22 protein-coding genes and 3 pseudogenes are annotated in these 24,617 nt (G+C 72.6%); 11 read left to right on the plus strand and 14 right to left on the minus strand.

The window, feature by feature from the left end; translation table 11 throughout:
- Positions 1-77: 77 nt before the first annotated feature.
- The 8 genes and pseudogenes from ACFYZ8_RS20015 to rpmG all read right to left on the minus strand — a co-directional run bounded on the left by ACFYZ8_RS20015 (position 78) and on the right by rpmG (position 3,618).
- Positions 78-540 (minus strand): annotated as a pseudogene (locus tag ACFYZ8_RS20015) (SRPBCC domain-containing protein).
- Positions 537-905: an ArsR/SmtB family transcription factor gene (locus ACFYZ8_RS20020; protein WP_388537440.1), complete on the minus strand. Its 369-nt coding sequence runs from the start codon at positions 903-905 to the stop codon at positions 537-539. The pseudogene ACFYZ8_RS20015 and the gene ACFYZ8_RS20020 overlap by 4 nt, the downstream one beginning before the upstream one ends.
- 10 nt (positions 906-915) lie before the next feature.
- A complete protein-coding gene (locus ACFYZ8_RS20025) occupies positions 916-1,071 on the minus strand; it encodes a VOC family protein (RefSeq protein WP_388537442.1) in 156 nt (51 codons plus the stop codon).
- Positions 1,072-1,197: 126 nt separating this feature from the next.
- A complete protein-coding gene (rpsR, locus tag ACFYZ8_RS20030; protein WP_359030780.1) occupies positions 1,198-1,431 on the minus strand; it encodes a 30S ribosomal protein S18 in 234 nt (77 codons plus the stop codon).
- Positions 1,431-1,970, minus strand: a pseudogene (locus tag ACFYZ8_RS20035) (GTP-binding protein); the annotation flags it as partial. The pseudogene ACFYZ8_RS20035 and the gene rpsR, both read right to left, overlap by 1 nt.
- 632 nt (positions 1,971-2,602) lie before the next feature.
- Positions 2,603-3,194: pseudogene (locus ACFYZ8_RS20040) on the minus strand (GTP-binding protein); the annotation flags it as partial.
- Positions 3,194-3,448: a type B 50S ribosomal protein L31 gene (locus ACFYZ8_RS20045; RefSeq protein ID WP_359030779.1), complete on the minus strand. Its 255-nt coding sequence runs from the start codon at positions 3,446-3,448 to the stop codon at positions 3,194-3,196. The gene ACFYZ8_RS20045 and the pseudogene ACFYZ8_RS20040, both read right to left, overlap by 1 nt.
- Before the next feature lie 5 nt (positions 3,449-3,453).
- Positions 3,454-3,618 carry a 50S ribosomal protein L33 gene (gene rpmG, locus ACFYZ8_RS20050; RefSeq protein ID WP_020141033.1) on the minus strand — a complete coding sequence of 55 codons (165 nt, stop codon included), beginning with the start codon at positions 3,616-3,618 and terminating at the stop codon, positions 3,454-3,456.
- Positions 3,619-3,680: 62 nt separating this feature from the next.
- On the opposite strand from rpmG, the gene rpmB reads away from it, so the two are divergent.
- The 4 genes from rpmB to ACFYZ8_RS20070 all read left to right on the plus strand — a co-directional run bounded on the left by rpmB (position 3,681) and on the right by ACFYZ8_RS20070 (position 5,522).
- The gene (rpmB, locus tag ACFYZ8_RS20055; RefSeq protein WP_388537444.1) at positions 3,681-3,917 is read left to right on the plus strand and encodes a 50S ribosomal protein L28; all 237 of its coding nucleotides are present in this window, start codon (positions 3,681-3,683) and stop codon (positions 3,915-3,917) included.
- A 21-nt stretch (positions 3,918-3,938) separates the two neighbouring features.
- Entirely contained in the window at positions 3,939-4,244 is a 306-nt protein-coding gene (gene rpsN, locus ACFYZ8_RS20060; protein ID WP_359030777.1) for a 30S ribosomal protein S14, read from the plus strand.
- 67 nt (positions 4,245-4,311) lie between these two features.
- Positions 4,312-4,833 carry a hypothetical protein gene (locus ACFYZ8_RS20065; RefSeq protein ID WP_388537446.1) on the plus strand — a complete coding sequence of 174 codons (522 nt, stop codon included), beginning with the start codon at positions 4,312-4,314 and terminating at the stop codon, positions 4,831-4,833.
- 137 nt (positions 4,834-4,970) lie between these two features.
- Complete coding sequence (locus tag ACFYZ8_RS20070) at positions 4,971-5,522, plus strand: DUF4232 domain-containing protein (protein ID WP_388537448.1); 552 nt, start codon at positions 4,971-4,973, stop codon at positions 5,520-5,522.
- Here the strand turns inward: ACFYZ8_RS20070 and ACFYZ8_RS20075 are convergent.
- Entirely contained in the window at positions 5,503-6,645 is a 1,143-nt protein-coding gene (locus ACFYZ8_RS20075; RefSeq protein WP_388537754.1) for a DUF2786 domain-containing protein, read from the minus strand. The genes ACFYZ8_RS20070 and ACFYZ8_RS20075 overlap by 20 nt on opposite strands.
- 157 nt (positions 6,646-6,802) lie before the next feature.
- Here ACFYZ8_RS20075 and ACFYZ8_RS20080 point away from each other — a divergent pair, with 157 nt between their 5' ends.
- Both ACFYZ8_RS20080 and ACFYZ8_RS20085 read left to right on the plus strand, forming a co-directional pair.
- The gene (locus tag ACFYZ8_RS20080) at positions 6,803-7,549 is read left to right on the plus strand and encodes a Clp protease N-terminal domain-containing protein (RefSeq protein WP_388537449.1); all 747 of its coding nucleotides are present in this window, start codon (positions 6,803-6,805) and stop codon (positions 7,547-7,549) included.
- A gap of 420 nt (positions 7,550-7,969) precedes the next feature.
- Positions 7,970-9,661: a bifunctional 3'-5' exonuclease/DNA polymerase gene (locus ACFYZ8_RS20085; protein ID WP_388537451.1), complete on the plus strand. Its 1,692-nt coding sequence runs from the start codon at positions 7,970-7,972 to the stop codon at positions 9,659-9,661.
- Here the strand turns inward: ACFYZ8_RS20085 and ACFYZ8_RS20090 are convergent, their stop codons facing one another.
- The 5 genes from ACFYZ8_RS20090 to ACFYZ8_RS20110 form a co-directional block, all read right to left on the minus strand.
- Entirely contained in the window at positions 9,662-13,120 is a 3,459-nt protein-coding gene (locus ACFYZ8_RS20090; RefSeq protein WP_388537452.1) for a BTAD domain-containing putative transcriptional regulator, read from the minus strand.
- 363 nt (positions 13,121-13,483) lie between these two features.
- Positions 13,484-14,377: a glycosyltransferase family 2 protein gene (locus ACFYZ8_RS20095; RefSeq protein ID WP_388537454.1), complete on the minus strand. Its 894-nt coding sequence runs from the start codon at positions 14,375-14,377 to the stop codon at positions 13,484-13,486.
- 301 nt (positions 14,378-14,678) lie between these two features.
- On the minus strand, positions 14,679-15,101 hold the full coding sequence (locus ACFYZ8_RS20100) for a DUF3052 domain-containing protein (RefSeq protein ID WP_388537456.1): 423 nt from the start codon (positions 15,099-15,101) through the stop codon (positions 14,679-14,681).
- A gap of 112 nt (positions 15,102-15,213) precedes the next feature.
- On the minus strand, positions 15,214-15,411 hold the full coding sequence (locus tag ACFYZ8_RS20105) for a hypothetical protein (protein ID WP_359030769.1): 198 nt from the start codon (positions 15,409-15,411) through the stop codon (positions 15,214-15,216).
- A 202-nt stretch (positions 15,412-15,613) separates the two neighbouring features.
- Positions 15,614-18,676: a protease pro-enzyme activation domain-containing protein gene (locus ACFYZ8_RS20110; protein ID WP_388537458.1), complete on the minus strand. Its 3,063-nt coding sequence runs from the start codon at positions 18,674-18,676 to the stop codon at positions 15,614-15,616.
- Between the two features lie 826 nt (positions 18,677-19,502).
- On the opposite strand from ACFYZ8_RS20110, the gene ACFYZ8_RS20115 reads away from it, so the two are divergent.
- The 5 genes from ACFYZ8_RS20115 to ACFYZ8_RS20135 are packed head-to-tail and all read left to right on the plus strand — an operon-like array spanning position 19,503 to position 24,607.
- A complete protein-coding gene (locus ACFYZ8_RS20115; protein ID WP_388537460.1) occupies positions 19,503-21,443 on the plus strand; it encodes a hypothetical protein in 1,941 nt (646 codons plus the stop codon).
- Entirely contained in the window at positions 21,440-22,054 is a 615-nt protein-coding gene (locus tag ACFYZ8_RS20120; RefSeq protein ID WP_359030766.1) for an NAD(P)H-dependent oxidoreductase, read from the plus strand. The genes ACFYZ8_RS20115 and ACFYZ8_RS20120 overlap by 4 nt, the downstream gene beginning before the upstream one ends.
- Positions 22,051-22,758, plus strand: coding sequence for an O-methyltransferase (locus tag ACFYZ8_RS20125; RefSeq protein WP_388537462.1), 708 nt, complete (start codon positions 22,051-22,053; stop codon positions 22,756-22,758). Before ACFYZ8_RS20120 ends, ACFYZ8_RS20125 begins: the two co-directional genes overlap by 4 nt.
- A 53-nt stretch (positions 22,759-22,811) precedes the next feature.
- Complete coding sequence (locus tag ACFYZ8_RS20130; RefSeq protein WP_388537463.1) at positions 22,812-23,831, plus strand: ABC transporter ATP-binding protein; 1,020 nt, start codon at positions 22,812-22,814, stop codon at positions 23,829-23,831.
- Positions 23,828-24,607 carry a hypothetical protein gene (locus ACFYZ8_RS20135; protein ID WP_359030763.1) on the plus strand — a complete coding sequence of 260 codons (780 nt, stop codon included), beginning with the start codon at positions 23,828-23,830 and terminating at the stop codon, positions 24,605-24,607. Before ACFYZ8_RS20130 ends, ACFYZ8_RS20135 begins: the two co-directional genes overlap by 4 nt.
- Positions 24,608-24,617 lie beyond the last annotated feature (10 nt).

The raw sequence follows: 24,617 nt of genomic DNA on the forward strand, positions 1-24,617 counted from the left end.
TGTTCACGTGCAGATGCATGAGCAGATGCACGTGCACAAGGGGTGTTCCCGCGGTTACAGATGTGACGTGTGGGGCACTAGATATGTTCCATCGTCTGCCCCAGAGCCCGCATCACATGTGTCCGCCAGCCCCCGTCCATGATCGTCCGGGCCATCGGCTGAGCGGGGTCGTCGGGATCGAATCCCTCGTGCACTAGGAAGAGACGCGTACCGCGCCCTTCCTGTTCCACCTTCCATGTGACGTTCCAGTCAGCGGAGTTGGCCGGATCGGCGTCGGTCCACCGGAGGCCGAGCATCCGCTGCGGCTCGTAGGCGAGAACCTCCACGTCGACGGTGCCGGGGAAGTTCGAGTGGGGCCGCGGCACGGAGGTCATGGTGTACCGGTGTCCCATTCTCGAGCCGGAACGCCTCCGCCCCCTGCATCTGCCACTGCACGAGCAGTGCGGGCTCGGTGAGGGCACGCCAGACCTTGGCGGGCGGGTGCGGAAAGTACTGGTCGACACGGATGACCGTGAGGTCGTCGTCGGGTGCGTTGCTCATGCCGGGTCATCGTCGGGCATGCGGTCCAGCAGGGCGCCCAGGTCCCGCAGCCGGCCGCGCCAGAACCGCTCGTACGGATGGAGCCAGTCCCGCACCTCGGCGAGCGGGGCGGCCTCAAGGCGGTAGATGCGCTGCCGGCCGGAGCGCTGCTCGGAGACGAGTCCGGCCTCGCGCAGCACTTTCAGATGCTCCGACAGGCTCGGGCGCCGCATGTCGAAGTGGTCGGCCAGGGCCTGGACGGGCTGCGGTCCGCCGTCGCGCAGCAGCCGCAGCACCTCGCGGCGTACGGCGTTCGCGAGCGCGGCGAAGACGCGGTCGGCGTCGGCCTCGGTGGTCCCGTGCCCGACGGCCCCAGGTGCGGTCATGCCGGCCTTCCTACTGGTGTGCCTCGGTGAGCAGCATCAGACCGTTGCCGTCGGGGTCCGTGAAGGAGGCCATGCGGCCCCACGGGAGCGCGTCGGGTCCCTGGACGGGGGTCCCGGCCTCCGTGAGCCGCGCACAGTCCGCGTCGACGTCGGTCGTGACCAACATGATCCCCCGGGCCGAGCCGGGCTCGAAGCCGCCCCTGCCGGGGCCGGAGAGCGTGAAGACGGTCTGGGCACCCTCGGGGGCGACCTGGAGCCGGCGCCCCTGGGGCAGGTGCCTACCTGTATGGCTTCACCTGCTGGAGTAGGGCAGCAGAGCCATCTCGCGGGCGTTCTTGATGGCGCGGGAGAGCATGCGCTGCTGCTGGGCCGACACGCGGGTCACGCGGCGGCTGCGGATCTTGCCGCGGTCGGAGATGAACTTCCGCAGCAGGTCGGTGTCCTTGTAGTCGATGTAGGTGATCTTGGCCGCGTCCAGCGGGTTGGGCCGGTTCTTGGCGGGCTTGCGGTCGGGTTTGCGAGGCATCAGACCTCCAGGAGGGTGTCGAAGGCGGGCGGGAGGCGTTTCCAGGCGTCGCGCCCGGCGGCGTACTCGGCGTCGGTGAGCAGGCAGGACTCCAGGAGCCTTTCGAGTCCGTCACGGTCGAGTCCGGGCGAGGTGAAGACGAGGTGCTGGCAGCAGTCGCCGTGCTCGGGGTGCCAGTCCATCGCGGCGGCCGCGCGGCGCACCGGCGGGACCATGTCCCACGCCGCGTCCGGGAGGGACGCGAGCCAGGGGCCCGCGCTCTCCACGCACAGGGCGCCGCCGGCCGCGTCCCAGTGCAGCAGCACGTCCGGCTTGTCGGCGAGCCAGAACCGGCCCCGGCTGCGGGCGGCGGCGCAGGTGATGTCCTCCAGCGCCTCGTAGAGCCGCTCGGGGTGGAAGGGCCGGCGCCGGTGCCAGACGAGCGTGCAGACGCCGTGTGCGTCCGCCTCGGCGGGGAGCAGGGCGCAGGCGGGGTGCTGGGCCGCCGCCGCGGACTCCACGTCGAATCCGGCGAGGGCGGCGCGGGCCAGCGGGGAGTGCGCGGGCGCGGACGCCTTGCCGGCGAGGGAGCGGGCGAGCTCGGCGAAGGCCTCCGGCAGGTCGGAGAGGGTGGGGTTGGCGAACACGTCTGACGGTGCGGGGAGTTGGGGATGTTCGGGGAGTTCGCCGACTGGACGGTCCTCGGGGTTGCCGGGTTGGCCGGCGGGGACGGGGACGGTGGGCTCGTGCGTCGGGGCGTTGGGCGCGGGCGGGGACGCGGGCGCCGGGGTGTCGGGGTCGCGCGTCGAGTCGTCGGTGTCGTTGTCGGGCTGAGCGGCAGGGGGATGCGCCGGGGCGTGGGACAGGCCCGCGGAAGCGGCGGCCTTGTCCGTCACGGCGTTGTCGACGTCCGCCGAGGCATCGGACTCGTCCCGCAGGGCGGCGGAGGAACCCGCGGACGCGTCGGCCAGCCCCGCGGAGGCGGCGGCGTTGCCTGTCACGGCGTTGGCCACGTCCGCCGGGGCATCGGCATCACCCCACACGTCGGCGGAGGAACCCGCCGGACCGTCGGCCAGGGCCGCCGGAGGGGTGGGCGCATCCGCGTGGGCGTCGGTCGCAGTACCACCGAACGCCTCCCCCTGTCCTGCCGACCCGGCGCCGTCACCCGCCGCGGGGCGGGTGGAGTGCGGGCCGCCGTGGACGATCGGGACCCGGTGGGCCGTCGGGTGGAGCTGGGAGAGGAGTTCGTGGTCCTCCTCGTCGGCCTCCGGGGAGTCGAGGACGGCGAGGACGGGGGCGTACTCCAGCTGGCGGGCGAAGGTGTCGGCGACGGTGCGCTGGTCGGTGGCCGCGGCGGCGAGGCCACGGTCGGCGAGGTCGTCGCCGTTGCCGAGGCAGGGCAGGACGAGCGCCGGGTCGACCGCGGTGATCACGCCGGTGACCGTGAGGCCGCCGGCCGCGACCACCTCGGCCATCGCCTTGGGCTCGACGGAATCCCACAGCTCGACGATGGCGAGGCGCGGCGTCCCGGCCGCGTCCAGGCGGCGCAGCTCCGGGACCAGGTCCTCCCGGAGCGCGCAGCAGGCACAGTCGTTGACCAGCGGCGTCTCCCCTGCCGAGAGGATGCCGTCCGCGTCGCGGACCGTTCGTACGACGGTGCCGGCCTCGGCGGTCGCCAGGTCGTGGTGGAGGACGACGCTGCCCGGCACGTCGGCGAGCAGCTGCCCGACGGCCGCCTTGCGCGCGTCGGCGTGCAGCCCGCCGACGATCACGACGGAGAGCATCAGCCCTTCTGTCCCTTTCCGTACCGGCGCTCGAAGCGCTCCACGCGGCCCGCGGTGTCCAGGACCCGCGCGGTGCCCGTGTAGAAGGGGTGGCTGACGTTCGAGATCTCGACGTCGACGACCGGGTAGGTGTTGCCGTCCTCCCACTCGACCGTCTTCTCGCTCGTCATCGTCGAGCGGGTCAGAAAGGCGTGGTTCGCGGCCCGGTCGCGGAAGACGACGGGACCGTAGGCGGGGTGGATGCCCTGGCGCACGAGGCTCAGCGCTCCTCTCGGAAGTCGACGTGGCGGCCGGCGACCGGGTCGTACTTCCGCAGGGTCATACGGTCCGGGTCGTTGCGGCGGTTCTTGCGGGTCACATAGGTGAAGCCGGTCCCGGCGGTGGACCGGAGCCTGATGACCGGGCGGAGTTCGTTGCGTGCCATGCTGCTATCTTACTGAAAATGAATTCCATTTACACAACTGCTCCGAGAGAGGTGCATCACCCGTGTCCGCCCACTGCATGCTGACCGGCGCCCGGCCCGGCTTCGGCAACCGCATCTCCCACTCCCACCGGCGCACTTCGCGCCGCTTCGACCCCAACATCCAGTCCAAGCGCTACTGGCTGCCGAGCGAGGGCCGCTACGTGCGGCTGCGACTGAGCACCAAGGGCATCAAGACCGTCGACACGATCGGCGTCGAGGCGGCCGTGGCGCGGATCCGCGCGCGCGGTGTGCGGGTCTGAGGATTCGAGGAGAGAACCGGTATGGCCAAGAAGAGCAAGATCGCGAAGAACGAGAAACGACAGGAGACCGTGGCGCGGTACGCCGTGCGGCGGGCCGAGCTGAAGGAGATCATCCGCAGGCCGTCGTCCACCGCTGCCGAACGGCTCGCGGCGCAGGAGGAGTTGCGCCGGCAGCCGCGGGACGCGAGCGCCACGCGCGTGCGTAACCGGGACCAGGTCGACGGGCGGCCGCGCGGCTACTTCCGGGCCTTCGGACTGTCCAGGGTGGGGCTGCGGGAGCAAGCGCACGCGGGATACCTGCCAGGTGTGCGCAAATCGTCCTGGTAGTTCTCACGGGTGGGGCTGGTAGCTTGCTGCGGTCGTCTGGCCGACCGCTACACCTTGGGAGCTTCCAGTGACTTCGGCGATCTTCTGGCGCACCGTGTCGGGTCGGCGGGCGGGGCTCGCGGCCGCGGGGCTGGTGGGCGCGCTCACCCTGACCGCGTGCGGCGGCGGGGGCTCGGACGACGACGCGTCGCCGAGTCCCAGCGCCTCCGTGTCGTCCTCGGCGTCGGGCTCCGCCCCGGCGCCCGGCGGTACCTCGTCTTCCGGCGGTACGTCGTCCTCCGCGGCCGGTGACGTCGCCGGCAGCTGGCTCGCCACCACCGACGGCAAGGCGGTGGCGCTCCTGGTCAACGGCGACCAGGCCGGGCTCTTCGTCACCGGCGGCACGGTGTGCAGCGGCAGCGCGAACACGGAGACGATCCGCCTCAAGTGCACGGACGGCAGCAAGGAACGGGCCGACGGGACGGTCGTCTCGGTGGGTAGGACCACGCTCAAGGTGAAGTGGGCGGGCGGTGCCGGCACCGAGACCTACACCCGGGCCCAGGGCGGCCGGCTGCCGAGCGGGCTGGCGAGTGCGGGCTCCGGGTCGTAGCGGAGGGCGCCGGGGCCGTCGTAGCGGGTCGTAGCGGAAGACGCCGTGGCAAAGGCCGTCCGTGGGGGCGGGCAACCGTGGTGCTCCGGGATGCGTGATGATCCATGCACCGGATCGCTCACATCAGAGGACTTCACATGCGCGCCGCCCCCCTCGCCGTCACCGCCCTCGCCGCTGCCCTGCTCCTGACCGGCTGCTCCAGTGACAGCGACAAGGACAGCTCCGGCTCCGGCGGTGACAGCGCCGCCGCCAGCCCCGGCAACGGCACCACGTGCCGGATCGGTGACATGGACGTGGAGGTCGGGCCCGCCAACGTGGCCCCCGGCGCCGGTGACACCGGCGACCTCCCCGTCACACTCACCAACCAGAGCGCCGAGTGCACGCTGGCCGGCTTCCCCGCCGTCGACCTGAACGCCGCGGACTCCTCGGCGAGCCTGTCCCGCGCGGAAGGCGCCACGTCCGCGAAGCTGACCCTGGCCAAGGGCACGGCCGCCACCTTCACCCTCACGTACACGCGTGGCGAGGCCGGCGCCAAGGCGAGCCTCGACGTGAAGACGCTGGAGATCGGCCTGCCGGGGGCGGACGCCCCGAAGAGCTTCAAGTGGTCGTACGGGCCGGTCCAGGGCCAGGGCGGCAGCGCCGATCACCCGACCGCCTCCGTCGGCGCCTTCACTCAGGCCGGGGACTGATCCGGGGCCGGTTGCCGACCTGCGCCCGGTCGGCCGCCCGGGCGCCCTCGGTCCAGCCCGCCTCGTCGCTGACGCCACGGAGCCGGGTCGTGGTGGTCTGCGGGAACATGCGTTCCATGCGGTCGGTGACGGCTACCTCGCGGGAGGCCAGCACCGGCAGCAGGTCGTCGGTCACCGGGGCCTCGGCGGCGGCGCGCAGACGGTCGCCGACGCGGTGGGCGTAGGCCGCGAGGAAGGACTGCCGGAAGGTCTTGGTGCGCTTGCGGCCGCCCGCCCGCTGTACCGCCTCCGCCTTCGCCATCGCGGACTGCGCCTGCACCAGCAGTGAGGTGTACAGGAGTTCGACCGCCGCCAGGTCGCCCTCGAAGCCGACGACCGTGGAGAAGGCGAACGGTTCGTTCCACACCGCCCGGCAGTGGTTGGCGGTGGCGACCGCGTCGAGGAGCACCGCCTTCGCCTGCTCGTACGGCGGCTCGACCCCGATCCGGCAGGCGCCGGGGGTGTCCTTCGCGGGCGCCCGGGCGTCGAGCAGCGCCTCGTCGACGCTGTGCCGGGCCATCAGCTCCTGCGCCTTGGCGGTGAGCGCCTCCGCCTCCTCCGGAAAGCCGGTCGCCTCCGCCTTGGCGAGCAGGGCGCGAATACGGCCGAGCATGCGGGCGTCACCTTTATGCCCCCCGTGCCCCCTGTGCTCCCGTCGGGGATCCTCCAGCGGCTCCAGCGCGGGCAGGCGCAGCAGCAGGCGGTACAGCTCCAGTACGGCGGTGGCGTGCGTGAAGCGGTCGGCGCGCAGGGAGTTCTCGTCGGGCTGTTCCAGTTGGGCGAGCTGGGCGGCCCAGCGGTGGCCGCGCGGGCGGTCGTTCGGGGCCTGTGCGCGGATCAGGGCCGTGGCGAGCTGTACGTGCGTGTCCTCCAGTTCCCGTCGCACGATCCGTACGACGTCGGCGGGCTGCCAGCCGCGCCGCCAGGCCTGCGCCACGAACTCGGCGCCGCGCCGGGCCAGTTCGGCGTCCGTCGCGGGGTCGGCGGCGAGGAGGGAGGCGCCGGTGTCGAGTGCGGTGTCGTCGTCGGCGTAGAGGGCGGCCCGGAAGGCGCGGTCGACGGTGGCGGTCGTGTCCCCGTTCACACCTTCGCTCTGGTTGCCGTTGCCGTTGCCGCTCGCTCCGCTGCTCCTGCTGCTGCTCACGGGGCGATCGTCTCACTGCCCGAAAACCGGTCGCCCCCACGCACATAGAGGCAACCTCGGGTTGACACTCCACCCCTGTCAACCTAAGGTTGACAGCATGACGACGAACCCCGACATCACGTCATCCGTACGGCTCGACGACCTCATCACCGCCATCAAGAAGGTCCACGCCGAGCCCCTCGACCAGCTTCAGGACGCGGTGATCGCCGCCGATCACCTCGGGGAGGTGGCCGACCACCTGATCGGTCACTTCGTGGACCAGGCCCGGCGTTCGGGTGCCTCCTGGACGGACATCGGCAGGAGCATGGGGGTCACCCGGCAGGCGGCGCAGAAGCGGTTCGTGCCGAAGGAGTCGTCGGACCTCGCGGCCGACCAGGGCTTCAGCCGCTACACCCCGCGGGCCCGCAACGCGGTGATGGCGGCCCACAACGCGGCCATCACCGCCCGCAACCCCGAGGGCCGCCCCGAGCACCTCGTCCTCGGCCTGCTCGCCGAACCGGAGGGCCTCGCCGCCAAGGCGCTCGTCGCGCAGGGGGTCACCCTCGACGCCGTCCGCCAGGCCGCCACCGACGCACTCCCGCCGGCCGCCGACCAGGTCCCCGAACTCATCCCCTACGGCTCCGACGCCAAGAAGGTCCTGGAACTCACCTTCCGCGAGGCCCTCCGGCTCGGCCACAACTACGTCGGCACCGAACACCTCCTGCTGGCCCTCCTGGAGTTCGAGAACGGCACGGGGGTCCTGTCGGGCCTCGGCATCGAGAAGGAATCGGTGGAAGGTGCCGTCGCCAAGGAGCTGGAGGGGTTGGTAGCTGCTCAGCAAGGAGTGCGCACAACGGCGAATTAGCTCGATCGTGTGCGGATCGACTTCTAGGCTTGCGGCGCCCTGGGCCGTTTGGGTTAGCGTGGTTGTGCGACCTGGGACACCGGGTACGGCGTCAGCGTGCGGGGCCCCTGCTCCACCGGAGTGATGGTTCAGGGCCTCCCCGTCGCCTCTGGCCGTACCCACTGGCCAGGTCGCACAGGGAACTGGCCTCCCGGGCCAGGACCACGCACAGGATGCGTGTCGCCACCCGGGGTCGAGTACGCCGGGGACCAGCTCGCCCAAGACCGTTCGGGGCGCGCGGCTGAGCGGACTCACTCCCGCTCAGTCCACAGGAACGGTATGTGAAGGCGCGGGAGGGACAGGGCCAGCAGGGCTAGCGGGGCCCCCACCCGTCGATGTCCCAAAAGTCCGTTGTCAGACCTGCCTGGCAGACTCGCCGTCATGACCGACCGCTGGGCTCTCGCGCCGGCCGAGGACGGTGGTGTGGAGGTCGCCGCCCTCGGGGCGGACGGGCTGCCCGTGGGGCCGGTGCGGTGGGAGGAGGATCCCGCCGAGGCCGTGCGGCGGCGGCCGGAGGTGGCGCGGTGGGTGTGGCGGTCCACCTCCGAGGTCTATCCGCGGCTGCTCGCCGCGGGGGTCCGGGTCGAGCGGTGCTACGACGTCGAGGACGCCGAGACCCTCCTGCTCGGCCACGAGGGGCGGCACGGTGAGCCGCGTTCGGCCGCCGCCGCCCTGGCCCGGCTGCGCGGCGGCCCCGTACCCCCCGACCCGCCCCAGCGCGCCGCCGAACCGGGATCGCAGTCGTCCCTGTTCGAGCCGCAGAGCGTCCATCTGCCGCTGACCGACCTCCTGGAGGTCTACGCCGGCCAGCTGCGCCGGCACGACAGCACCGCGCACCCCGACCGGATGCGGCTGCTCACCGCCGCCGAGTCGGCGGGGATGCTGGTGGCCGCCGAGATGAACCGCGCCGGGCTGCCGTGGAGCGCCGAGACCCACCGCCGGGTGCTGCACGAACTGCTCGGCGAGCGCTACGCGGGCGGCGGTGAGCCGCGCAGACTGGCCGAGCTCGCCGACGAGGTGTCCGCCGCCTTCGGGCGCCGGGTGCGGCCCGATCTGCCCGCCGATGTCATCAAGGCGTTCGCACAGGCGGGCATCAAGGTGAAGTCGACCCGGCGGTGGGAGATCCAGTCCCTCGACCATCCGGCCGTGAAGCCGCTGATCGAGTACAAGAAGCTGTACCGCATCTGGGTCGCCCACGGCTGGTCCTGGCTCCAGGACTGGGTGCGGGACGGCCGCTTCCGGCCCGAGTTCCAGGCGGGCGGGACCGTCACGGGCAGATGGGTCACCAACGGCGGCGGGGCCCTTCAGATCCCCAAGGTCATCCGGCGTGCGGTGGTCGCCGACCCCGGCTGGCGGCTCGTGGTCGCCGACGCCGACCAGATGGAGCCGCGGGTGCTGGCGGCCATCTCCCGCGACCCGGGGCTCATGGAGGTGGCGGGCCGGGAGAGCGACCTCTACCAGTCCGTCTCCGACCGGGCCTTCTCCGGCGACCGCGGCCAGGCCAAACTCGCCGTGCTCGGCGCGGTCTACGGCCAGACCTCCGGCGACGGCCTCAAGAACCTCGCCGCGCTCAGACGCCGCTTCCCCAAGGCGGTCGCGTACGTCGACGACGCGGCCCGCGCGGGCGAGGAGGGCCGGCTGGTGCGGACCTGGCTGGGGCGGACCTGCCCGCCGGCGGCCGGGGCCGGTGACGCGGAGGAGGCGGGCATCCCCCAGGACGAACCGGCCGGGCAGCCCGGTTCCGGCGAGGACGGCTGGGTGCCCGGGTACGCCTCGACCAACACCCGTGCCCGCGGCCGGTTCGCCCGGAACTTCGTGGTGCAGGGCAGCGCCGCCGACTGGGCCCTGCTGCTGCTCGCCGCGCTGCGGCAGGCCGTGGCGGGGATGGCGGCCGAACTGGTCTTCTTCCAGCACGACGAGGTGATCGTGCACTGTCCCGAGGAGGAGGCCGAGGCGGTCGTGGCGGCGATCAGGGAGGCGTCGTACCTGGCCGGGCGGCTGACCTTCGGCGAGACGCCGGTGCGGTTCCCGTTCACGACGGCGGTGGTGGAGTGCTATGCGGACGCCAAGTGATCACCGTAGGCCGGAGTCGTCGAGCAGGGCGATGAGCTCCTGGAGCACCGTCTTGTCGTCCGTGCCGTCCAGCGCGTCCAGAGCGGCCCGCCACTGCGCGTACGCCTCCTCGGTCCTGCCCCGCTCGCGCAGCAGGAGTCCGTGCTGGTGGCGGGCGAGGGCGCCGGTGTAGCGGTCGGCACGGGCGTCCGCGCGGCGCAGCAGTTCCGCGCACTCGGCGGCGGCGCGTGCGGCGTGGCCGGTCAGGCGCAGGGCGCGCACCAGGCCGAGGCGGCTCTGCGATTCGCCGTGCCAGTCGCCGGGGCTGCCGAGGATGCGCAGGCTCTCCTCGAAGTGCCCCACGGCGGCGGCCGGTTCGCCGAGCGTGAGGTGGGCGTAGCCGATGTTGCAGTGCGCCGAGTGCCGTACGACCACGCTGCCGGTCCGCGCGCCGATGGCGAGCGAGCGGCGGTGCTGTTCGATGGCGGCGCGCGGGTCGGTGTGCTCGTACAGGTTGCCGAGGTTGCTGTGGGTCACAGCCTCGCCGAAGGGGTCGTTGAGCCGCCGTGCGTAGGCGAGGCTCTGCCGCAGTGCCTCGCCCGCCTCGGCGTACCGGCCGAGGCCTTCGAGGAGCAGACCCCGGTTGTTGAGGCAGCGGCGCGTCCAGGAGTCCCGGCCCAGCCGCCGCCAGAGCGCGAGGGCCTGGTCGTTGAGGGCCAGGGCGTCGCGGTGCCGTCCGGTCAGGAAGTGCAGCCCCGCGAGGTCGCCCAGGGCGCATGCCTCGGCCTCCTCGTCACCGAGCCGCCGCGCCACGGTGAGCGCGGCCCCGCCGAGGGCCTCGGTCTCGGCGACCCGGCCGCTGCGCTGGAGGAAGGGCGAGAGCAGGCGCAGCAGGGTGGAGAGATGGGCGGCGGTGCGTTCGTCGGGGGTGTCCGTGTGCCGTTCGACCAGGGTGACGATGTTCTCCAGCTCGGACTCGCCCCAGGCGTAGGCCTTCTCGGAGGAGGGGAACGGCGGGATGGCCAGCACATGCGCCGCGTGCTCCGGCGGCTGCGCGGCGGTCGGGCGGCGGCGGTCCTCCAGGTCGAGGCCGGGTTCGAGGATCGCGGTGAGGGCGCGTTCGGCGACGGCCGCGTACCAGCGCAGGGCGGTGCGGGCGATGTCGGGGGCCTGCGCGGGGCCCGCGAGTTCCCGCGCGAAGTCGCGGACCAGGCCGTGCGGGGCGTAGCGGCCGTACGCCGTCTCCTCCAGGAGGGCCACGTCGACGAGGCGGTCGAGCGCGTCCTCGGCGCGGGTCTCGTCGGTGGCGTCGGTGCCGAGGAGGCGGGCGACCAGGGGGACGCCGTAGGTCGGCAGGTCGAGGGCGCCGATGCGGCACAGGGCGAGGGCGGCGTCGCGGTCGGACCTGCGGCCCGAGGCGGCGAGGGCGTCGTGGGCGACGGCCAGGGAGCGGCGGACGGAGAGGTCGTCGTACTCCAGGTGCCGCAACCGGTCCTCGGCGGCGGCCAGTTGGTCGGCGAGGACGTCGGGGGTGAGGGCCTGCCGGGCGGCCAGGCGGGCGGCCACGACGCGGAGGGCCAGGGGGAGGCGGCCGGTGAGTTCTATGAGGGGGTGGGTGGCGTCTATGGGGGTCGCGTCCATGGGAGTGGCGTTCATGAGGGCGGCGGGACCGGGGGTGGCTGGACCGGGGGTGCAGGCGGTGCCGCCCATGGGGTCGCCCGCGGCGCTGCGGCCGTCCCGGCCCGACACCGCGCGGAGCAGCTCCGCGCTCTCCTCGGCCGAGAGCGGGGCGAGCGGGAAGCGGTGCGCGTCGTCGAGGGCGGTCAGCGGGGAGCGGCTGGTGACGATCACCGCGCAGCCGTCGCCGGCCGGCAGCAGTGGCCGTACCTGAGCGGCGCTGGCCGCGTCGTCCAGCACCATGAGCGTGCGGGTGGGCGCGAGCAGCGAGCGCAGCAACGCGGCCGCCGCGTCCGGGTGTTCGGGGATGCTGCGCGGGTCGGCTCCGAGGTCGCGGAGCAGGGCGGTGAGGGCCTGGGCCGGGGTGAGGGGGGCCATGCCCGGGGTGGCGCCCTGGAGATTGACGTAGAGCTGGCCGTCAGGGAAACGTTCCCGCAGCTCGTGGGCGACGTGCAGCGCGAGCGCGCTCTTGCCGACGCCGGCCATGCCGCTGACGACACCGACGGCGGGGCCGCCGTCAGGGGTGAGGGCGCGGCGGAGGTCGTCGCGGGTGGTGTGGCGGCCGGTGAAGTGACCCGGGGGCGGGGGGAGTTGGGCGGGGCGGGGCAGGGGGAGCGGGACGGGGGCCTCGGGGGCAGGGGGTGAGGGAGGGAAGGAGGGGCGTGACGAGTGGAGGGCAGGAGGTGGCGGTGGCGCGGGGAGATGGGGCGGGGTGGACGGGGTGGACGGGGTGTCTCCGCGCGTAGCGTCTGCGGGAAGCGCGGTGGGTGAGGCCGGCAGGCTCCCCTGGCGCGCCGCGCCGAAGTCGACCGCCCGGTCCGGACGTTCGGTTGCGGTCGAGCGGACCGCCGGCCCGTCGGCCCGATCGGCGTCGTCTTCCACCGCGTCGCGTTCCACCGCGTCGGATTCCACCGCGTCGGATTCCACCGCGTCGGATTCCACTGTGTCGCCGTCCGCCGAGGAGGCCGGCCGGAGCTGCCGGCCACGGTCGGAAGCCGGCTGGTCGGCCCCGGTGTGGGCCCGTCCCCCGCCGTCTCCCCCGCGCAGCACCTCCACATGTGCCCGGCCGACCGCCGGGCCCGGTTCCACGCCGAGTTCCTCGACCAGGCGGGTGCGCAGGTCGCGGTGGACGGCGAGGGCCTCGGCCTGGCGGCCGGTGCGGTGGAGGGCGAGCATCAGCTGGCGGTGGTAGGACTCGCGCAGCGGATGCTCGGCGGCCAGTGCGGAGAGTTCGGGGACGAGGGCGTCCGGCCGGGTGTCGGCGAGGGCGAGCTCGGCGTCGTAGTGCCACTCCAGGAGCAGCAGCCGGGCCTCCTCCAGGCGCTGGACCAGGGCGTATCCGGCGAGTTCGGAGGGGACCCCGCTGAGCGGCGCGCCCCTCCACAGCGCGAGCGCCGCCGCGCACGCCTGGACGGTCCCGGTCCAGTTCCCGTCGGCGTGCGCGCGGCGGGCCCGGGCGGCGTGGCTCTCGAAGACCTGGACGTCGAGTTCACCCGGCGCGACACGCAGCAGATAGCCCGGGGCCACCGCCTGCAGTCGTTCGGGATCGTCGAGCAGCCGTCGCAGCCGGGAGACATGGTTGTGGAGCGAGGCCTTCGCCGAGGCGGGCGGGGTGCTCCCCCACAGCGCCTCCTTGAGGGACTTGGTGGAGACGACCCGGCCGGCTTCGAGGAGCAGCGCGGCCAGCAGGATCCGCTGCTTGCGGCTGCCGACGACGCGCACACCGGCGCCGCCCTGACCGTCGTACAGGATCGGCGGCCCGAGCAGACCGAACCGCAGCCCCGACTGCGATCCGCGCCCCATCACGCCGCCCACTTCTGGCGGATTTCCGCCCTCTCAACGGCGGTTTCCCGCCAGCCCGTCCGACGCCGGCCACTGCCGGAATCGGCTACCGCCCCCGCGGTCGCACACCGTCTGTTCCCATCGCCGCCGTCGACTTCACGCCAACCGGCGAACGACGAAACGTAGATGCGTTGGCCACATGTTAGCGATTTGTTGGCGCAACCTGATGTGATCACTACATCGGATCTGGCCCGAGGGCGCGCGCGTACGACGCGCAGCTCGGGGGAGTGTCGCCGTCGCGGCCGGATCCGGGGACGCGAGAGGGTCCCGGTCGGTGGAGGTGAACGACCGGGGCCCTCGTCCTGTGCCCGGGGCTGTCGGCCCTCAGATCACGGGCGGGCGCCCCAGCCGGGTGAGCCGCCACACCGTTCGCCAGCGCATCGGCCGCCGTTCGCCCGCCGGTTCCCGCAGGCCCTCGGCGAACCCGCCGAACCAGGCGCGCAGTCCGCTCGACGACCGGGTCCGCAGCACGGTGAGCGCCGTCCACACGCCGAGGTGCACGGGGATGAGCGGCAGGGGCAGCCGGCGGCGGACCAGCCAGACGCGGTTGCGGGCGTTGACCCGGTAGTAGATGGCGTGCCGGGCCGGTGAGGTCCTCGGGTGCTGGAGCAGCAGTTCGGGCGCGTACAGGATGCGCCAGCCGTGGTCGGCGGCCCGCCAGGCCAGGTCGGTCTCCTCGTGCGCGAAGAAGAACTCGGCGGGCCAGTCCCCGGTCTCGTCGAGCATGGCCATGCGAAGGGCGTGGCCGCCGCCCAGGAACCCGGTGACATAGCCGCCGCGCATCGGGTCGGAGGCGCCGACACGGGGCACGTGCCGCTGCTGGGTCTCGCCGCTCTCGTCGGCGATACGGAAACCGACGATGCCGAGACGCTCGTCGGCCGCGAACAACTCCTGTACGCGGCGCAGCACATCGGCGTCCACGAGCAGGCCGTCGTCGTCGAGTTCCACCACGACGTCCACGTCGCCGAAGTCCCGCAGCCGGGCGAGCGCCACGTTCCGCCCGCCGGGGCAGCCGAGGTTCTCCTCGACGTCGAGGGAGGTGACCTCGCCGGGCAGGGAGAGCCGCTCGGCGAACTCGGGCAGCCGGCAGCCGTTGCCCACGATCACGATCCGGGCCGGGGCGATGTCCTGCTTGGCCACGGAACGCAACAGGGCGTCGACCTCCTCGGGCCGGTTCCCCATGGTCACTACGGCCACGGCGATCCTCGGCGCGCCCATGTCCCACCTCGTCCCGTACGTCCCCTTGTCCCGGTCGTCCCGAGGGGCATCAACCGGCGCGATGCTAGCCGTTCACGGTAAGGACTTCTCGGGTATGGGGATGCGTGGGCGGGGCGGGGCGGCCTCTGCCGGGTATGTATCGGGCTCTGGTCGGCACGGCGGGGGTGGGCTGTTGTACGCGGCCGCCGCCGGTCCTGCCGTCGTGCCGGTCCTGCCGCAGCCCCGCAGCCCCGCAGCCCCGCAGCCGGAACGCCTCGACAGACCCCGCGCCCCTTGCTCCCGCCGAATCACCGCCACCGGATCACCCCCGCCGGTTCTCCCGTCGCCGTACGAACTTCAGCCCCGACCAGTCCTCCCCCAGCGCCGCGACCTTGACGTCTACGACACCGAGCGGCAGGAAGACCTCCCGCAGGGCGTTCTCGGTGATGTCGCTGACGTGCCCGGCGGCTCTGCGCGGCCAGGCGATCCAGAGTGCGGCTTCGTCCGCGAGGCCGGCCACCAGTTCGTCCGCCTCGGCCGCGAGCCGTGCGTACTCGCGGTGGAAGGTGAGGACGACGTCCGCGCCGCGCGAGCCGCCGACGGCGACCTCGCAGCCGTCGGGCAGACCGGGGATGTCCCATCCGTCGGGCGCGCCGTCCAGCCGTACCCGGTGCCCCGCCTTGATGCCGAGTTTCCTGGCGAGGGGCGTGGCGGAGTAGCCGCCCGCCGGCCCGGTTCCTGACATACGGCACCTCCGCGCACTGGTCCAGCCCGTCCGCCCCATCGTGACGGCCCGGACGGGGGATGTCCGTCCGGACACGGCGTCACCCGGGAGATACGGCGGCGCCCCGGACCGGCTACCGCACCACCCGCGCCAGCAGCGTCGCGAGGTCTGCCAGGAACTGCAGCCAGGGCCGGGCCTGCTCCGCCCCGCGTCCGAAACGTCTGCGCCAGCCGCCCGGCCGGACGTCGTCCCGCCGCTGGATCGCCCTGTCCCGCACGCGTCGTAAGGACATGGCACGGTTGTTCGTTCCGATGCGCCTGCGTCGCCTCATGTCCGGACGCTAGCCGGGCCGCATCCGGTGGCGCAGGGCGGCGGACCGCCAAAGCGGGCGGGCGGTTATTGGCGGTAACCCGTAAACAACCGTCCGGTGGACTGGGCCCGCGTCGTGGACCGACCACCACGATGCCCCGCCGACAGGCGTGCTCGGCGGGGCATCGTGGTGGTCTCGGCCGTGGTCGTCTCGGCCGTGGCGGTCAGCCGATGTAACCGGCCACGTCCGCGAGGACGTTGGTGGTGCTGCTCGTGTAGAAGTCCACCTTGCCGTCGGCACCGACGGGCACGATCACCTGGTTGGCGATCGTCTTGCCCTGCGCCCAGTTGAGGTTGGAGGCCGTGGGACGGCTGCCGCCGTCGGCCCAGGCGGCGAGGTAGCCGCTGCCGGTGGTGCCGGTGACGGTGACCGTCAGCACGACGGCCTTGACGCCGGTGGACGGGATGGCGTCGCGGCCCGAGATCTGCACGGCCAGCGTCTTGCCGGAGCCCAGCGCGGTCGTCTGGCGGGTGTCCAGCAGGCGCAGCGGGGTGACGGTCTGGAAGGTCGCGCCGCTGGTGGAGAAGTAGCCGGAGACGTCGGCGATCACATGGCTGGTGCCGTGCACGTAGACGCTGACGTTGCCGTCGCTGCCGATCGGCACGACCACCAGGTTGGGGATGGTGGTGCCGGTGGCCGACCAGTTGACGTTGGACGCGGTCGGGCGGGTGGCGCCTTCGGGGTAGGCCTCCAGGTAGCCCCCGCCGACGGTCTGGGTGGCCGTCAGGTTGAGCACCACGGAGGTGGCGCCGGTCGGTACGCCGCCATGACCGCGGACCTTGAGGCTGATCACCGCGTTGGTGATCTTGCTGGTGGTGGAGATGCCGACCTTGGAGCGGGTGTCCAGCAGGCGGGCCGGTGTCAGCGCCGTGTACTTCGAACCGGTGGTGCCGCTGGTGTAGTAGCCCTGGACATCGGCGATCAGGTGGGTGGTGCTGCTCGTGTAGAGGTCCACCACGCCGTCGGCGGCCACCTTCACGGTCGCCGACGCCGCGATGGTCTGGCTCGCGCCGGTCCAGTTGAGGTTGCTGGTCGACGGCCTGGTGGTGCCGTCGGCCCAGGCGATCAGTGAGCCGGAACCGGTGGTGCCGGTGACGGTGAGGTTGAGCACGACGGCGGTCACGCCGCTGCTGGGGATCCCCCCGGCGCCCTCGACCTTGACCGGGGCGGTGCCGCCCGCGACCAGGGGCTTGGTGGCCGGGATGGAACTGAGGCCCCAGCCGGTGCCGTTGCGGGTGTCCAGCAGGCGCTTGGGGCTGCTGAGCGCGTGGAAGGTGGAGGCGCCGGTGGCCGCGGTGCCCCGGGCCGGGCACAGGGCGGAGGTCAGGCCGGCCTCTCTGGGCGAGCCCAGGCCGGTCACCTCGTCGTAGCCGGCCGCCGCCGTGTAGCCGGTGGCGTAGACGGAGTTGTTGCCGCTGGTGACGTCCCAGAAGCTCGCCAGGTAGCTGCTGCGTGCGGCCCGGTAGAGGGCGTTGTTGAGGAAGCCGACCTGCCCGTTGGCCTGGCAGGCCGTACCGGCGTTCGCCTGGACGATCGCGGCGGCCCAGGTCGGGGCCGCGGCACTGGTGCCGCCGACGATGCCGGGAACGGGGTTGGCGGACTGGCTGTCGTCCTGGAAGTAGACCGGGTATCCGTTGGCCGGGTCCGCCAGGGCGGAGACGTCCGGGACGGCCCGCTTGGTGGTGGTGGCGACACCGCCCTGGTAGACGACGGGCGCCCAGCGCGAGGAGACACCGCCGCCGGTGCCGCCGTCGGCGTTGCCCCAGGTCGTCTGGGTGGTGGTGCTGCCCGAGGTGGTCATCGTGGTGCCGCCGACCCCGGTGACGTAGGGCTGGCTGGCGGGGTCGTCGACGGCCTTGGCCGTGGAGCCGGTCGCCTGGTAGCAGTCGCTGGATCCGTCGTCGCCCGAGGCGGCGACGACGCTCTGCCCCTGGGCGGCGGCCTCCGCGAAGACGGTGTTCTCGGCGTTCGCGGTCGCGCTGCTCTCGAGCGACTCGCACTCACCCCAACTGGTGGAGATGACCTGCGCCTGGTCGTCGGTGACCATCCGCTGGTAGACGTCGAGCACGTTCTGGTCGGTCGCGGACCCGGCGTCCGGGCCCTGGTAGTCGATGATGTTCGCGCCGGGCACCAGACCGATCAGGTCCTCGATGTCGAGCGCCGACTCCACACCGACCGAACCGTCGGTGGCGGGAGCGCCCGCACCGGCTGTCGTGTCGACGTACACATGGGACACCGAGGTGGTGGTGCCGGCGCAGGCCTGGTACGCGGCGATGCTGCCCGCGTCGACGTTCTCCAGCTCGAACACCGCCACGGTCTGCCCCGCGCCCTCGGTGGCCGAGCTGGTCATCCCGTAGGCGCCGGCCAGCTTGCCGGGGCTGTAGTAGTCGGTGCCGTCGGTCAGGCCCGAGCCGGTGAAGTCGGCGCAGAGTGCCGGGTTGTACGCGTCGGCGGTCGCCGCGCTCGAACTGCGTCCGGAGACGGCCGCGGAGGTGGCGGAGCGGGCGGAGGTGGCGGAGCGGGCGGTGGCGGCGGAGTCGGTGGAGGCGTGCCGGCTCGTGCGACGCACCGCGGAGTGGTGGCTGCTGACGGTGTTGACGCTGCTCAGGCCGACGATCCCGGTCACCGAGGACGCCACGTTCGCGGGCAGCGAGGGAGCCGAGGTGTTGAGGTAGTCGGTGGTGCCGTCCTTCAGCCGGACGTTGCGGAAGCCGGTGCCGAAGGCGTGGGACGCCTGCGCGGCGGTGGCGGTGACCGGGATGGACAGTCCGTCCGGGCTGACCTTGCCGGGAGACAGACCGGCCGCCCGCAACGCCCCTGTCACTCCCGCGATGGTGGCCCGCGTGGGGCCGAAGACCGAGGCGAACTGCCCCCTGGCCAGGTAGTGGTGGTACTGGGCGTTGCCCGGTGTGGACACCGCGGTGACGAAGTCCGCCAGCGCCTGCGGGTCACGCGGGGCCAGGTTCACGCTGAGGTGCAGCCTGGTTCCCGACGCGGTGGTACCGGTCACCGTCGCACCCGCCGGGACATGCGGGGCCGCCCCTATTCGCTCGGGTGCGCCCGGTCCGGCGGTTCCCCCCTGGGCGACCGCGCCGGTGGCGGTCGCGGTGACGGTGATGAGGGCGACGGCGGCGGTGGAGGCCGCGGTGAGCGCCCTGACCCGTCTGCCGGTCTTGGCTGCCGCGCGCGCGGGACGTCCCGGGGCGGCCTGGACCTTCTTGGCCATGCAGAAATCTCCTAGAAACTGACGCACCGTCAAGCCGCGGCGGCCGTGAGGGCGGTCGAAGGGGCACTCAGGCCGACGGGTGCATCCGCGCCACAAGGCGCACAGGAGTTATCCCTCTTAACCGAAGTGTGGGCATTTCCTATCAGCACAAGACAGTTGCTGTCTCCGGTCGCCGGAGAACCATGAGCGGATCTTTACGCCGGGGCGGCGAGGGTGCGCGCCCCTCGTCGCCGTGCACCGACGGTCGCTTCCCGCGCCGCGGCCCCCAACTCTGCGCACAGCAAGGGAACTTGATCGCGCCGCCCAGTGGAAGATCACATTCCGCTATGCGCACTCACCCTCCGTGAAGGCAAACCCCACCATCCTTCAATCTTCCACCAAGGCGTGACCATGACAGGTAAGCAATGAGTGCCGAAATATCCGACATCCCTACCCTCACAGCAAACAGCGCGAAAAATTGAAAGATCAATGCGGCACACACCCATCAGAAATGCTTCTATGGATTGGTGCCGTCGCTCGAATGCACATCGAGTGCCGACGCGGCCATCAGGGCACCGTCGGCGGGTATTCAATCCGGCGCACAAGAAAAAGAAAGAGGTGCAGAGATGAACGACGAGACCCTGGCAGCTGCCCTTGAAGAAGTCCTGGCCTCCATGGGCACGAAGGACGAAGAGCTCACCGAGTCCGAGTACGAGATGACGGTCGCCGCCATCGCCTGGTAGCCGTATCTCTTTTCTGGCCGGCTGCAATCCCGGTCTCCCGGCCGGCCGACGCAATCTCGTCGGCCGGCCGGTCGAGAGGTGGAGGAATAGTGTCCAGAACGTCATTGCCCATCGCTACCTGGCCCGCCCGGGAGCGCGCCTTTCTCATTTTCTTCGGCACCCCAGGTCTCCCCGGCGGCTGGCGCGACCAGCTCCCCGCCGACGCGGGCGCGGCCCCCGTGCTGACCCTGGAGGAGCCACTCCCCGGCTATGCCACCTTCGGCGCGCTCGACCGCGCCCTGGAGAAGGTGCTGCCCGTGGCCCGGCGCGAAGCGCCCGAGCTCGTGGCGCAGTATGCGCGAACCCTCGTGCTCTTCACCGACCCGGCCGAACGGACCGCGTTGGGGCGGCTCGTCCCGCTCGCCGAGTCGGCGGCGCTGGGCACCACCCGCCGCATCAGCCGGGAGTCCCACGACAGCGCGAAGATCATCGACGCGGTGGCCCGCTTCCTCGCCCTCCTGCCGGGCCGTACCGCCGCGTTCCGCCGGGGTCTCGTCCTCGTGGTACCGGGCCTCGACGCCTGGGACCGCCCCTCGCTGCGGGTGCTGTACCGGGCGTCACTGCTGGCCCGGCCCGAGGCGCCGTTGACCGTCGTCGGTCTGTGCCCTCCCCGCCTGACCCGGGAAACGGGACAGCCGACCACCCTGAGGCAACGGATGGACGCGCTGCGCCGCCGCTTCCTGTCGGGCCTGGCGGAGCGGGACGGGGTTCACACCGTCGACCTCGACACCCCCCACGCCCCCTCCTTCCCGCACGACCTCGTCGACGTCACGCACGCCCTCCCGGGCCCGGGCACGGCGACGGACCGCGGGGACGCCCTGCTGCGCGCCATGGGCGAGGCCCTCTCCTTCCAGAACTTCGAGCGCGTCCTCCTCATCTCCGAAAGCTCGCGGCGTCTGGTGGACGGTGAGCTCGCCGTCCAGCTGGACCGGCTGTCGGCCATCGCCGATGCGCAGAGCGGTGATCTGGAAACGGCGAAGGCCCGGCTGACCGCCGCACAGAATTCCTCCCGGGACCCGATCGCCGTCGCGCACCTGCATTATCTGATCGGGCTTCTGCTCACCAAGAGGGCTTACGATCTCGATGCGGCCATGCGGCAGTACGCAAAAGGCCGAGCAGTCATTTCCGACCTCTACGAGAACACACCGCAAGCGCGTGTGGAATATGCCTGGCTACTCAATGGGGAGGCTCTCATATCCGCGATGAGAGCACGCTCGGCCGGGCATCCTGAAGAGCGTGACGCTCTGCATGAGGAAGCTTTCCGGAAGGCTTTCCAGGCTTTCCGTCTGGTGCGTGGGACGAGCGGCCTCAGCGCCTTCTACCTACGGCACAACCTCGCCGCGAACCTCACTTTCCTCCTGGAGATCACCTCACGCGTGAAGGAAGCGCGAACATTCTGGGAGCGGGCCATGGAGTCGCCCAGCGAGAACGAGAAGAAGGCCTTCACTCTGCCGTACCGGATGCGCACCGGTCTGCTGCTGCACAAGGAGGGCGACACGGACGGTGCGCTCGTAGCCCTCGAGGAGGCCCTGGAGGTGGCCCGCGAGATCGAGGACCCCTTCTACGAGGAGCGCGTACTCGCGGCTCTCGGACATGTGGCGGCCACGACGGGGCACCTGGAGCGCGCCGCGGCCGCGTACACCGACGGACTGGCCGTCGCCGCCCATCTGCGGGACGTCGGCGCCCAGGAGGTCCACGCGGCGGGGCTGCTGTGGGTGGCGGCACGCGCCGACCTCGGTATCGACGGCTCCTGGATCCACTCGGTCCACGCCTGGCCGACCACCGCCCGCGAGCGTCTCGCCGGGGCCCTCGCCGACGGCTCGCTGGCCGCCGTACTCGACGAACTGGGGCTGCGCCCCCAGGTGCCGGGCCCCAAACTGCCGCCGTACATTCCGGGGGTCGACCTGGAGGGAGCCCCGAAGAAGGACATCAACCGGCTGCTCGTCGGGGCCGACGCCGAGCCCGCGCCGGGCACCGCGATGGTGGGCGCGGGAGGTACCGCGTGAGCGCGGCCGGAGCCGGTGTCGTGGTGGTCTGCGGCAGCCGCAAGCCCGCACCGGGACGCGAAGGCCGTTCCGCCGCGCGGGAGTTGCTCAAGCCCGTCCTCGCGGGCATCGTCCAGGCGGGCGTCGTGCCGTCCGTCTTCGACCTGCGGGAGATGGAACTGCCCCTGTTCGACGGACGGACCGGCGGGGAGTACGGCTGTCCCGACCTGGACCGTCTCACGGCGGCCCTGGATTCGGCACCCGTGGTGCTGTTCTCCGTGCCGGCCTACTGGCAGGCGCCCTCCGGCCCGCTCGTGAACCTGCTGGACGTGCTGGGCGGCGCGGCCTACGACCGCCCACCGGGCCTGCCCGCGCCCTTCCTCGGGAAGACCGCGCTGCAACTGGTCGTGGGCGCCGACCCCGCCTCGGCCTACGTCGGCGCCGGCATCAGCAGGGACATGCTCGCGGCGCTGGGCTTCACGGTCGACGCCCGCGAGGTGGTGGTCGCCGACCCGCGTGCGGTCCAGGACGTGCGGGCGCTCACCACGAGCCTGCGCGAGCTCGGCGGCCACGCGGCCGCACTCGTGGGGGCGGGGTCGCCGGCGCCGAGCATCCCGGAAGGGGCACGATGACCACGCTTCCCCCGCTGACGTCGAGACAGGCGGACGCGCTGGCCGACCGGCTCCTGGAGCACTGTGCGGCGGCCGGGGTGCTGCCACCGGCAGCCGGCGAGCCGTGGGAGGAGTTCCACCGGCTGCGCGCGCATCTGACCCCGCGCGTCGACGTGCCCATGACCTCCCTGACGCCGCTCCTCGCCCGGATCCTGTTCGCCGTGGGCGGTCGGGCGCGCCCCGCCCGGATCGCGGTCCTGGGCTCGTACGCGGGAAACCTGATGATGTGGCTGACCGCCCAGGGCTTCGGCCCCCACCGGTCCTACGAAGGCCTGGAGGCGCTGGGCGCCGACGTCGACGAGGAGGCCGTGGCACTGGCCCGGCGAAACCTGGTCGCCGCCGGGTTCCGGGGCACCTCGGTGCACACCGCCGACGCGTTCGACGCGGAGCGGCTCTCAAAGGGGCGGGGGCCGTTCGACGCCGTGCTCATCGACATCGACGAGCCGGTCCGGCGCAAGGCGGGCTATCTCCCCCTGCTGCGGCGGTGGCTGCCGCATCTCGCGCCGGGCGCGCTGGTTCTGGCTCACGACGTGCTGCACCCCCGTTTCGCCGGGGAGCTGAAGAACTATCTCGACTTCGTCTCGGGACCCGGCTTCGCCGCCTTCACCACCCTGCCGGTGGACGAGTGCGGGGTGGCGCTGAGCGTGCTGGACCCGAACGGCTGAGGTCCGGTCCTGCATCCGCCGGACCGGAGGGCGACTACAGAGGAGTGGACGACGTGCGTGACAGGGGCGACGGCGGACCCGCCGTCGAGGTGCGGAACCTGCGGCGGGTCTATCGGGTCAAGGCCGGCGAGCGGGTCGCCCTGGACTCGGTCTCCTTCAGCGTCGAGCTGGGTGAGCTCTTCGGCATCCTCGGCCCGAACGGCGCCGGCAAGACCACCCTCGTACGCGTCCTGTCCACCCTGCTCCACCCGACCTCGGGCACGGCCCGGGTCCTGGGCCTGGACGTGGTGGGGGGACAGCGGCAGCTGCGGCGGCGCATCGGCATTCTCTTCGGCGGCGAGCGGGGCCTGTACACCCGGGTCACCGCCCGGCAGAACCTGCGGTACTTCGCCGGTCTCTACGGCATCCCCCGCCGGACCGCCGATCCCCGCATCGACCGGCTCCTGCACGATGTGGGGCTCGCGGACCGGGCCGACGAGAAGGTGGAGACGTACTCACGCGGCATGAAACAGCGCCTGCACCTGGCGCGGGTACTGGTCCACGACCCCGACATCGTCTTCCTCGACGAGCCGACCATCGGCCTCGACCCGATCGTCGCGCGCGAGGTGCGCCGGCTCATCACGGGCCTGCCGCAGCGCGGCAAGACGGTCCTGCTGACCTCGCACTACATGTTCGAGGCGGAGGCGCTGTGCCGGCGCGTCATGGTGGTCGACTCCGGACACGTGGTGGCCCTGGACACCCCGGAGGCGCTGCGTCGCGGCCACCCCGACATGGCGTGTGTCGACGTCGATCTCCTGGAGTCCGCGCCGGACGTCGAGGCCCGGATGCGGCGCCTGGTCGGTGCCGAAGGGGCGGTGTCCCTGCGCACCGAGGGAGAGCGGCAGATCCTCACCGTCCAGTCCACGAAGGGGGCCGATCTGGTGCCGGAGCTGCACCACGCGCTCGCCGACTGCCGACTCGGCGTGGTGTCGGTGCGCGAGCCGACGCTGGAGGACGTCTACGTCCGCCTCGTCAGCGAGAGCCGCCGCGGCGCGGCCGTGGACGGCCGGGCGCCCGAGAGGACCGGCCGGTGAACGCGTCGGGGCCGTTCGTCGCGGCCGCGCGCATGCATCTGCTGTCGTACGGGCTGCGCCAGACCAGGCTGGTGTCGGTCCTGCTGGTGCCCGCGGCACTCGCCACCGTCGCGGTACTGCTCCAGCGCTCGTCCGGCGCCGCCGTCCCGATGGCCAGGCTGCTCACCGGAGCGGGACTGTCGTCCCTGTGGGGGTCGCTGCTGGCGACGGCGATGTTCAGCCTGCGCCGCGAGCGCGACTGGTTCGGGACGCTGCCGCTGATCAGCGTGGTGCCCACTCCGATCCCCGTGGTGCTGGGCGGCTATCTGGCCGCGGAGGCCGTCCTCTGCCTCGGCGCGGTCGTCGTGGGGCTGGTCACCGGATGCCTGTGGCTGGGAGCGGTCCCCGCCGGGGTGTCCTGGGGACTGCTCGTACCGGGTGTCGTCCTGACCGCGCTCGTCGCGGCGGCGTCGGTCACCCCGCTGATCCCGCTCGTGATGCGCTGGCCCGTGCTCACCCAGTCGATCAACGGCCTGGAGTATCCGATGGTGATCCTCGCCGGCTTCCTGGTGCCGGTGTCCGCGCTGCCGGACGCGGTGCGGCCGGTGTCGGTGCTGTTGCCGCCCTACTGGGCGCTGGAGGCCGTCGGAGCGGCCGCCACCGGCGGCGGGTTCACACACGTCGCGGGCGACTGGGCGCTCGCCGTGCTGACCGCCTGCGGCTACGCCGCGGCCAGTCTCGCGGCCGTCGTCCGGGTACAGAGCGCGCTGCGCGCCGACGGCGGACTCGCCCGGTGACGGCGAGAGA

Source organism: Streptomyces sp. NPDC001668 (assembly GCF_042893155.1).
Classification (GTDB): domain Bacteria; phylum Actinomycetota; class Actinomycetes; order Streptomycetales; family Streptomycetaceae; genus Streptomyces.